This is a genomic window from Bradyrhizobium sp. Leo170, assembly GCF_004296405.1.
Taxonomy (GTDB): Bacteria; Pseudomonadota; Alphaproteobacteria; order Rhizobiales; family Xanthobacteraceae; genus Bradyrhizobium.
This window is the reverse complement of record NZ_PSRR01000305.1, coordinates 1-10536: the sequence shown is the minus strand read 5'-3', so window position 1 is coordinate 10536 and position 10536 is coordinate 1. Positions and strand designations below refer to the sequence as shown.

At 58.8% G+C, this 10536-nt stretch carries 8 protein-coding genes and 1 pseudogene; 6 read left to right on the top strand and 3 right to left on the bottom strand.

Features of this window, described 5'->3' with window-relative positions:
* A pseudogene (locus CWO89_RS34225) lies at nucleotides 1-1382 on the bottom strand (hypothetical protein); the annotation flags it as partial.
* A gap of 65 nt (nucleotides 1383-1447) precedes the next feature.
* Complete coding sequence (locus tag CWO89_RS34220) at nucleotides 1448-1741, bottom strand: hypothetical protein (RefSeq protein WP_130582874.1); 294 nt, start codon at nucleotides 1739-1741, stop codon at nucleotides 1448-1450.
* 1291 nt (nucleotides 1742-3032) lie between these two features.
* Between CWO89_RS34220 and CWO89_RS34215 the strand changes: the two genes are divergently transcribed.
* The 4 genes from CWO89_RS34215 to xopAG all read left to right on the top strand — a co-directional run bounded on the left by CWO89_RS34215 (nucleotide 3033) and on the right by xopAG (nucleotide 7779).
* Nucleotides 3033-4532: a type VI secretion system Vgr family protein gene (locus CWO89_RS34215; RefSeq protein ID WP_130582873.1), complete on the top strand. Its 1500-nt coding sequence runs from the start codon at nucleotides 3033-3035 to the stop codon at nucleotides 4530-4532.
* Nucleotides 4529-4888 (top strand): hypothetical protein, encoded by a 360-nt coding sequence (locus CWO89_RS34210; protein ID WP_130582872.1) that lies wholly within the window; start codon nucleotides 4529-4531, stop codon nucleotides 4886-4888. The genes CWO89_RS34215 and CWO89_RS34210 overlap by 4 nt, the downstream gene beginning before the upstream one ends.
* Before the next feature lie 192 nt (nucleotides 4889-5080).
* Nucleotides 5081-5626 carry an Hcp family type VI secretion system effector gene (locus CWO89_RS34205; RefSeq protein ID WP_165421442.1) on the top strand — a complete coding sequence of 182 codons (546 nt, stop codon included), beginning with the start codon at nucleotides 5081-5083 and terminating at the stop codon, nucleotides 5624-5626.
* Nucleotides 5627-6393: 767 nt separating this feature from the next.
* A complete protein-coding gene (gene xopAG, locus CWO89_RS34200) occupies nucleotides 6394-7779 on the top strand; it encodes a XopAG/AvrGf1 family type III secretion system effector (RefSeq protein ID WP_207234633.1) in 1386 nt (461 codons plus the stop codon).
* 645 nt (nucleotides 7780-8424) lie between these two features.
* On the opposite strand, the gene CWO89_RS34195 is transcribed toward xopAG, so the two are convergent.
* On the bottom strand, nucleotides 8425-9465 hold the full coding sequence (locus CWO89_RS34195) for an NEL-type E3 ubiquitin ligase domain-containing protein (RefSeq protein ID WP_245476710.1): 1041 nt from the start codon (nucleotides 9463-9465) through the stop codon (nucleotides 8425-8427).
* A gap of 103 nt (nucleotides 9466-9568) precedes the next feature.
* On the opposite strand from CWO89_RS34195, the gene tnpA reads away from it, so the two are divergent.
* Together tnpA and tnpB are read left to right on the top strand one after the other, a co-directional pair.
* Nucleotides 9569-9967, top strand: a complete 399-nt coding sequence (gene tnpA, locus CWO89_RS34190; protein ID WP_245476709.1) for an IS66-like element accessory protein TnpA — start codon at nucleotides 9569-9571, stop codon at nucleotides 9965-9967.
* Entirely contained in the window at nucleotides 9964-10320 is a 357-nt protein-coding gene (tnpB, locus tag CWO89_RS34185; RefSeq protein WP_130582868.1) for an IS66 family insertion sequence element accessory protein TnpB, read from the top strand. Before tnpA ends, tnpB begins: the two co-directional genes overlap by 4 nt.
* The last annotated feature ends 216 nt before the right edge of the window (nucleotides 10321-10536 follow it).

Sequence of the window (10536 nt, the reverse complement as noted above, 5' to 3'; positions counted from 1 at the left end):
GGTCGATGGATGACAAGGATGCGGCCGTCTGGTCTCGACTCGGCTGTGTATCGCTCGCGATGGATGTAGAACCGTGTCATTGGGACCTGGCGGGTCGGCAGAAGTCTGAACTCTCTCAGTACGCTGATCAGGAAGCCGTCGGCCACGCGCGGGCCGTGGATCCAGTCACGCCCGACACTCTCTCCGATATCGGGCAATGGCCCGAATTGGTTTATCGGATCAACTCGAGGGTGAGGCGGCAGCCCCAATTCGCTGTATCCAGGCGTGAGAATAAAATTTTCCCCTTGCGGATTGTTTGGGGTCACGGGTGCCCGGCCTGGCGACAATAGCGCAGCATAGCGCATACCGTTGATGAGCACACTTTGTGGCCGCAACGACGCTGGAAGGAGGCCGCTTTCTCGCAATTCGGCGATCAGCGGGTCCGGGGCAACGCCGCCGCTCCAACCGGGGAGGACATAAGCTCCGAAGTCACGCCGTGCCGAGTTAGCCGCTGCGCCGGCTGCAAGCATCGGTCCATCCGAAGGCATTGTGGGTGCCAGTGGTGATGACGATGGCCCGGCAATTTCGAAGCCCTGAAACATCGCCCCCCTCGCACGTGCCCAGCTCTCGAATTGGTCGCGGTGGAAATCCCGAAGCATATCTCGCAAATTCAGCAGACGATTACGAAATCCGCCAATCGTGGGTGCGTCGCGCCCAATGTAGTCGCGTACATAGGCTTGTATGTCCGTATCCAACGACGGCAGCGCAATGCGGTGAGCCATTGGGGGTCTGTTGGTCTCGCGGATCCACCTGAGGAAATCGCTCATATCGTTAGCGGCATGTTCGGCGCCGCGCGAGCGACTGTTCGGGAGCTTCTCAGTAAGCCAATTCCAAAAGTCCTCATAGAGTGGCAAATCCACGTCATAAGGGGCGGGTCCCCGATTGGAGCTGCTGCTGTCGGTGGTATGGGTGCTACCGCTATCGGTGGTAGAGCTGCGACGGCTGCCCGACGACGATGGCCTGGCCCCCTCAAAGGCCTGAAACATCACGTTCCTTTCACGAGCCCAGTTCTCAAATTGCAGGTCTCGAAGCATATCTCCCAAGTTCAGCAGGCGGTCACGAAACCCACCCATCAGCGGTACATCGCGCCCTATATAGTCAGCTGCATAGGCTTGCACGTCGGCGTCCGACGACGACAGCGCAATCCGGTGGGCGATTGGAGGTCTGTTGGTCTCGCGGATCCACGCGAGGAAGTCGAATATATCGCCTGCGGCCAGGGCGGCACCGTAGGAGCGGCGGCGCGGGAGCTTCGCAGTAAGCCAATTCCAAAAGTCCTCATAGAGTTGCTTATCCACCTGATAGGGCCGCGGCCACTGACTGGAGCCGGTGCTGCTGTCGCTCACGCGAACCTCCGAAAAATGTGCAATTGCAGCGTTGAGACATGTTCGCTCGATCCGAAGCGCGCATGTTACGTGAGTTCGGTTGAGCCCGATGCCTTAAAATTGAAAAGCAGCGCGATTTGCCGTCGCTCCTTCGCGATCAATCTTCCCGCAACCCATACTTGCTCGTTGGGCAGCATCATATATGCCGCGATGACCACGAGAACTCTGACGACCACAATCATCTGGTGATACCCGTTCTCGCGTTCGCTCAAAGGCAATTCCATCGGAGCAACAGCGGGTCGATCGGCTGCGGTCAATCGCTGAGAGACGAGAGGCTCACGCCGGCGGCTCCGCTTGGATCCCTTTCCTTTGTCCGGCACGGACAAAACTCCGTGGCCGTCTGTCCTCTCGCGTCGTAATGTCCGCGTCCTCGGTAGCTCCGGAGTTATCACGGCCTTGCATCGAAAGCGGTTCGAAGATAGGAGCCACAATCTTCGGCCGCGCCTGAACTGATCATAACGCTCTTCTCTTACGAGCGTAAGGCGCATCGTGCCGTTCTGAGATGCTTAGGCTAGGAGAAGATATCCAATTCGAGCGCGATGCCGGGAAGTGAAACAGACCAGTCTGGAGCGTCTGTTCGGTTACGACCATTGTCGACATGCCCTTTTGCTGGGCAATTCTTAGACCCGTAGTGCTATTTCCAGCGTGGTAGCAGCAGCAGGATCGACATTACCCGTCAAAGACGCATCTTCCAGCGTCGAATGTCGTTTGCCGATCATCTCGGGCTAGTCGGTTATTCAAAAGTAGCGGTCCTTCCCGATCGACAAATTATGTGATGCAGCAAAAGAACCTTGGGGTTTGGGCCAGCTTGACTCCTTGTGCGGTGTCTGACAGTCGCGCCGGCCTTGTCAGCTTGAGAACACTAATCTGGCAAACCGCAGCTTTTCAGAACCTGATCAGCAGTTCAAAGAGGAAATGCCCATTGGCACAACTTTTGCTATCGAGATGCAGAAACACCGATGCACAGAGTCCACGAACCGCTGGGCGAATGACGCTCGCTTTCCCTTGAACCCACGCGCATCGTTTTCGAGAAGGAAACCCAACATATCCCCACCGTACCTGAGCCACACGCAACAGGTGCATGGGCCAGTCGATTGGGCTCACAACAATGACGCGAGGTGGCCAATGCTACAATGCTAGTGCCGGAGCCAATTCGAAATGCACCACCCGGCTGTCAGTCCCTTGCTGAGGGGCAAGGATCACCGCAAGATGCGTCTTGCGCTCGGAGCATTGGAGAGGCGATGAACTCTTCACAATCAAGGACGCCAGATGCACGGTTGGAACGTGCACCATGCGGCGCCAGCCAATCGCGATACCTTATTCATGGCAACGAGAAACTGACGTCGGGCTGGCTGGCCGCCTACCATTTCGCCCGCGGAACGGCGGGCTCGCTTCAGGCATCGACGCGACCGTATCGAGCCTGTCGGCGAGTTCGCCTGGTCCTCGATCGTCCCGAGTCTGCCTCCGCTGTCGGCGCTTGCTGCCGTCGTAAAACGGGTCGGGAACGTGAGATATCGTTTGCACTAGGTGTTTTGGGCTCCCAGGCGGCCCCTTGCTCCGCGGCACTGTGGCAAGCGTTGTTAGCACTGCCGCAGTTGATTTGGTGCGCCGATGACCAACGAATCCAATCTCAGCATTGACCTGGACATTCGCGGCAAGCACGGCATTGAGCTCAACGTCCAAGGTTTCGAGGGCACAGAGTGTATTTCCTTGCCGTTTAGCTACGTGATTTACGCCACGACATCGAGCGATGTCGATACCAGCTCTTTGATTGGCGAGCGCGCCACGCTGTCTGTCAAAACCGCATGTGGGCGATGGCTTGCCTCGGGCCTGTGCGCCCAAATCGAGGAACTCGACCCTACGGTGACCGACCTGCGGGTGCTCCAGTTTGTCCTGCGACCGCGCTTTGCGGTCGCCGAGCTCTCCGTTGCGAGCCGCATTTATGGCCCTGACCAACCCGTGGGTGTCGACGACATCATCAAATTGCAGTTGGGCAAAGTGAGCATCGCAATTCCCAGCGAATACAATCTTGATCGCTATCCGAAGCGAAATTATATTGTGCAATACAACGAAAGTGATCTGACGTTCATTTCGCGCCTTTGCGAACGGAATGGAATTTTCTACTTCTTCAAGCAAGAAGAGGACGGTGAAACCGTCGTTTTTGGCGACAAGAATCTGGCCTTTCCCAACGTCAAGTTCGGCGATAAGTCGAGGATTCTTTACGCGCGCGCGCACGAGCGGCAGGCACCGCGAAGCGTCGACGAAAGCGCCGTTCGCTCGTTCCGACAGCGCCGGGTTCTCTCGACAAAGACGATCGCGTTCCGCGATTATAATGAAACGGTGCCTTCCGTCGTCTCTGTCGATCAGCAGGTCGGGCAAGGCAACGGTTTTGTGGGCAAGGCCTCGCGCTTCGGCGGGCATTTTGCGAACGAAGCCGAAGCGACCGCCCTGGCCCGGATCCGGGTCGAACAGATCTGCGCCGGCCAGACAATGTACATCGCTCACAGCGACGCGCCGGAGCTGCGAGCTGGCGTCATCTTCGAACTCGAGGGCCATCCCCGCTTCGATGGCAAGTATCTCGTTATCGCCGCGGATCACTCGGCCTATTGCCCGGCCCCGACTGGATTCCATGCAGCCATGCAGAATGGGCGAGCCTACCAGAACATGGTCCATTGCATCCGCTCGGACGTGCCTTATCGACCGGTTGCGATGACGCCTGTGCCTCTGGGCGTCGGCCTTCACACCGCCACGGTCGATGGAGAAGCCTGGAATGGGCGGGCCGAGATTGACGACCAGGGACGCTACAGGCTGCAGTTTACATTCGCCGAGGAACTGGCGAAAGGCGCTGGCAGCGACTACGTGCGCAAACTCGAACCTTATGTAGGTCCGAATCAAACCGGCTTGCATTGTCCGTTGGTGCCAGGAACGGAAGTCATGGTCGGCTACTTGAACGGCGACATTGACCGACCAGTCGTGATCGGGGCGGTCCACAACCCCGATATGAAGGGAGGAGTGACTTCGGACACGCACTTGTTCAATCGCCTCAGGTCGCAATCTGGCGCCTCGATCGAAATCTACGACGGACCTGCGTCACCTTCTGGCGCCTTATGACCGCCTGGCGTCCAGCGACTCATGAGATCGACCCGCTGTTGGAATCGGTCGCTGATACGGCACGCGCAACCATCTTGCCGACAGCATCGATCAACATGCCGCCGCCATCGGCCGATGGCATTCGGTCGCAACGGCTTCGTGATGGACGAGAATTGCGCCTCAAATTGTCTACGCACTGTCTCGGGCAGGAACAACGCGGCCCTCGCGCGGTGCTCGTCTACGCGCTGAAGGGCAGTGTCGTTGTCGATAACAGCACGGGTTACAGTGTGACCGGGCGGGCCGTCCTCGACGTTGCCACGCGCGCATTTCTCGATGTCTTGTGTCAATTGAAGCAGGTCGGCCCGGTTACGCCCTGACAGGACGTTGTCACGATCGCGACGATGTCGTCGCTCGATGGTGCCGGTGTCTGGACGACCGCGCAGCGCTGTGCCGTCAGATCGGGAAGGCTCGCGATACTTGGTAGCGGATAGCCACCGCTCTTGGCATGGATTTTGCGATATCCATCGCGCCGGTGCGTGCCGGCGTATGTCAGAAAACAGGAGGGGAAAGTGTCCCTTGAAGCCTACTTGACAATAAAGGGAAAGAAGCAGGGTGACATCTCCAAGGATGCCTCCAAGCCGGATAGCATTGGGCAGGTCGCCAAGGGTGACTCGGATAAGCAAGGGAAGATCACCGTCGTCGCTTTCACCTGTGGCATCACCGTTCCACGCGACGCGACGAGCGGTGTCGCCACGGGCGCTCGCAACCACCAGCCGGTGCTCTTCACCAAGTTCTTCGATCGTGCCTCGCCGTTGCTATGGCAGGCGCTGGCAACAAACGAGGTGCTCGAGGAGGTGGTCTGCGAGTTCTACCGCGCCGATTCGGGGGGCATGCCGCAGCTGCAGCACTTCTTCAAAATAAGCTGGAAGAACGCAACATTAATCGAAGGCAAGGCTTATGTGCCGCTGACGATCAATCCGAAGAACAATTTCTTTCAAAACATGGAAGACTGGTCGTTCACCTACAAAGAAGTGAAATGGGAGCACGTTCCCGGCAGCACCAGCGGCGAGGATAATGGTAACCCCCTGTCAGGTTTGCGAAGCGAAGGGCGGTGACTTGGTCCGAGGCACGATGCGGGCAATGGTGGATATATTGCCCGCATCGACGCGTCCGGGCCTTCGAAGTGGTCATGCCGGTTCTGCTTCATGGCAGTGTGTAGACACGACGAGGAGTTGGTAGATTGATCCAGCTTCGCTTAACAGAGTGTTGGATAAGCCTGCGGCTTTGGCTCCTACAATGGGTGCGGTGAGACCAGGTGGTTTGAGCAAGCCGGGCTCATATGCTTGCGGCTCGAACGAATTGTCCGACGCACAACGTAGACACGCGGCAAAAAATCCACCGATTCATTTGGTGGCTTTAGGATCTCGCGGTGCATCAAGTCGGTCGTGTTCGGACCGAAATGTCGCGCGCGCCAAGAGGGGCCGCAATCGTGCTGTTGATCCTGCATAATGGCCATGATTGACGCGCATGAGATGTGAATTGGAAATAACCAGCCCTGACGGTGTTCGCCACGAAACCGGCGGATCGTTCGTGGACTGCCCGACAGCTTAGCTCGATGGCCGCGTTCCACGAAATTGATCATTTTCTTGCTTCTCTACGTTCCCGGGTTTGGCGGATCGTTGGCGGACAGGCTGGGGCAAGTGTCCTCAGTGCGCCTCACCAAGCGGACCATTCACTTGCTGCGCTTCGCTCCCAGGTTTGGCAAATCGTCGGCGGACAGGCCGAGGCCCCGAGTTCGATGACTGCGCTTCATGGAGAGCGCCATTCGCTTGCTGCGGTCAGTGCCCGGAGTGTAGCAACTCCAACTGGGAGGAGTTCTGTGGTGTGGCAGGCTGGGAGGGGAACGAATAATGGAGACGGAGCGAAAGGCGGGAGGGGAGATGGGCCAAACGTTGCGCGCGCAGTGAAATATGGATTGTATCTCGCGGGCGCGGGCTACGCCTATAATGAGGTCGCAAACAACTTCTTCCTTTCTACGACATCACTGCACGACGGGAAGAAGGGCTTCACCAGCAACGAACGGCTCAGGTTAGCCCAGGCGAAGGCGAGGGAGTACTACACATCGTATCACGCTGCCGACCCTGACACTCGGCGCCTCAATGAACGTCCCCTCAATCCAATCCGTACCTGCGGTAACAACCTGTTCGTAACGATGATAGACTTCCGGGCGGCGACCTATGTACACGTTGGTCACCTGGTGAATACCACAGAGGCGCGCACGTCTCTTGTGGTGAACCTGAGCTGTATGAAGGGGCATCTCGTGAAGGACGAGTGCGTGGCCAAGTACAGGCCACCGAAAGTACCGAAGGATCCGGACCTTACGAAGAGCCCGCTATACGACAAAAAGAACAAGTACGCATTGACGGGCGTGCTCAACGAGGAAACTGGTGCTTACGGCTACACCTCAAGATCAATCACGCAACCGTTCGTGAACAAGGGCATGCAGCACTTCCACGATGCCATTCAGAGCGAGAAGGGATTAACTTTCAAGCGATGTATCGAGAGGCTCGAGGCGCTGCTCGACAAGGATTGCGGTCTCGGAGAGGAGGCCCAGTTCGCGGCCGGCCAAGCCATCCTGAACTTCAGGCAGGTCTACGCGGCGGACGAGCATTGGGGACACGCTGAGAACGTCGTGATGCAGACCCTGTCGGAGCAAGGCTGGCTGTCACGGGCGGAAACCAGCAGGCTCGATGCGACTTTTATGTTCGAAGATCCGAATAAGAACCCGCTCAAACGCAACAAAAGTTGGGTTGGGCCGAACCTGCACCAACTCGACGGCTGGCTCCAGGAGAGGCGGTCGCGTCATGGTCGCGTGACTGGCGAGGAGTTGAATTACGCTAAGATGGATGGCTTGAAATATCTGCCCATCGCGCACGTCAAGTTGAACGAGCAAAGCAATGGATTCGAGGACTGCTCGGGATTTGGCGACTCGTTCACGTGCGCCAATGCGGTCGCCTGCATCAATCACGCGCGCTTGATAAGCGGCCAGCCGCGCCTCTCAAAGGAGGAGGTCGTAGTCATCGTCGCGTGTCTTAACGCCGTATACGACGATACGACGTCAATAAGACATACGCTCCACGAGGTGGCACGAGGTTGCTTCGCCGGCGCTGGTTACACGATCGAAGACGCAGACGAGTTCTATGGGGGAGTGTGTCGGAACGCCGCGCGAGAGTATTACGGCGGCAAATATCTCTCGATGCAGAGTTGACGCCGTAAGGCATCGGACGAACTACGCTCTCGCGGCAGTCTGAGCTGGAACGAGTTGGGTCCGATCTCATTGCGCATATGTGTCCCAGAGAAGTTGGATGGCGAATCCGGGAGGATGAAAAAGCGGCTCGTTCGAGGGAATGATGAGGCGGGGACGCAATGCGCATGCCGTCATTTCAAGAAAGACTTTGGTCGCGCTACAAAAACGAGAAGTAGGCCATGACGGTGCCGCAGTCATCCGGAATGACGCAGTGATCGACTGCGCGGAGTATAGTTGCTTGATTTCGCGTAATAGGGCTGGCCTGTTATCGCTTGCTCGATACTGTCGCGTCATAGGGCGGTGTCACCAGTCCGCTGAGTTCCGTCATCCAATTGTATCGGTTTGGGCGACAACGGGGTTCGTCGAGCCTGCGACGCCAATTTTAGCCCGAGACCGGCTAAAGTCGTTCTTAGGATATATGATCCGCGCGCAATCGTCCTTGCGATGGCGATCGCTGATATCGCAGGCGAGGCGGGCGATATCTTTCTGCAGATCGCGATAGGTTTCAATGCCGCCGCGCGACGGGGGGAGCACCAGGCGACGCCCCAGTTAGGCAGTTCAGCGGATCGCCGATTGCGCGTTAGGCGGGATGGCAGACCAGAGAACTTACCCCGTGGCGGAGTTGTCAGGTAAGAGCAACCTTTCCAAGCCGTGCTCTGCGAGCACCTTCTGCATGAGCTCACCCTTGATCTCGCGGACAATTTCGTTGCGGATTCGGGCTCGGAGGGGCGGCTCGGCGTCGCTGGTCGGCTGATGATCAGCCAGCCGTTGCGCCAATCGGCTCTCCAACTCCTCGCCCATCCGGCCTTCCATCGCAGTGTAAGCTTCGGGTGCGATGCGGCTCACCAGCGTGTCCCAGGGCTGCCAGCGGGTTGCCAGGAAGTCGGCGAACTCCGCCGCCTCCTGGTTGCGCACGGACGTCTTAGCCGCGGCAAGATCGTCCTCGGTGACGTAGGAGACCCCCACGAAGCGCATGTCCGGCGCGATGTGCCCCAGCTCCAGCGGCTCGCGCAGCTTGGCCTGATAGGCGAGATAGACCTCGATCTCGTCGACGAGGGGGAGCGAGGTCACCTTTTCGCGCGCGATCCCCTCCAGCGCGACCACGCGGAACATAAAGCGGCCCTGCTGAAGGAGCTTGTCGAGATGCTCATTGTAGGCTCCGCCCAGAACATCAGCGTTCACGCGCGCGGTATGCATGCCATTCCAGTTCAACTTGATGCGATCCTCGCAGCTCTCGTTCGCTGCCACGGCCGCCTGGAAATACTGCTCGCGCAATGTCGGCCTCCCTGGCGCCTGCCGCAGGTCCTCGGCCACCGCCTGCCGAAATGCGTCATAGTTCACGGTGTCCCGCAGCCTGTCGAGGAAGCGTGAATATTCCTCGGCTCCCGGCTCGTCGGCGAAGCTCCGCCAGATGGCCGCCGCGTCCGGCTCGTCAAGCCAATCCGCGACTGCCTCGGCCAGAGGCCGCGCCCGATCTTGTGCTGTTTCGTCGGGATCCGAGAAGAACACGTTCGGGCCAGCATAACCCTCAGCCTTCGTGGCCGCCGTCAGGTTGGTCCGCACCCGCGCAGGCAGCGGGTTATCATCCAGATCAACGAGGCGGCCGGAGCCGAGCTGCGTTAGCAGGGTCTCGGGCAGGCTGGTCAACCGTAAGCGAAGCTTTACTCCCATTTGATTGATGGGTTTCCGCTCGGTTTGTGCTCTGCGATTCTTGGCTGTTCGGGCAGCAGCCAGGAGGAGACTGACGGCGATGGAACTATCGAGCGAGGAGGCCGAAGCTGACGGTTTTGCGGGGAAGCTTGCGCGCCGTACGCGTTCTGGAGGCCGGTTATGGTCTGCGGAGATCAAGGGGCGTGCTGTTTTAGAGAGCATGAAGCCTGGCGCCCGCGTATGTGAGGTCGCACGGCGTTATGGTGTCAAGGCCCAGCAGTTGACGACGTGGCGCAGATTAGCGCGTACTGGCCGGCTCGCATTGGTCACGGACGAAGCGGCGGATTTCGTGTCGATCGAGCTGAGCGATCCAGCGGCGTCAGGCAAGACCGAGGGGCTCGTCGAGATTACGATTGGCAAGGTTTCGGTTCGCCTGGACGCGGACGTGTCCGCGGTGCGGATCGCTGAGATCGTAGCTGCGATCGAGCGCGGCGCATGATCATTCCGGCGCAGGGACTGCGGATTGTGCTTGCTGTACGTCCTGTCGATTTCCGGTGCGGGCACGACGCGCTGGCCGGCCTCGTGCAGAACACGCTCGGGCTTGATCCGCATTCGGGCCTGATCGTGGTTTTTCGTTCGAAGCGGGCCGACCGGCTTAAGATTTTGCTATGGGACGGCACGGGCCTCGTTCTGGTCTACAAGCGCCTTGGCGATGGCGGCCATTTCGAATGGCCGCGGATCAGTGACGGCGTCATGCGTTTGACGCGGACGCAGTTCGAAGCGCTGTTTGACGGGCTGAACTGGAAGCGCGTGGGCGAACGGATCGTCCCGACGCCAGCTGCGGCGAACTGACTCAGGGCTGACGATTTGTTTCGCGCGGCACCTTGGGATGATAGCTTGCGGATGTGCCACCATCCGCGATTGATCCCGCCCGTCTTGCCGCGCTGCCCGCCGATTTGCGAGCGCTCTTCAGCGCGCAGGAAACGATGCTCGAAGCCGAGCGTCGTCGCGCTGATGACGAACGGACGGCACGCCTTCATGTCGAGAACAAACTAGTGGTCTATCACA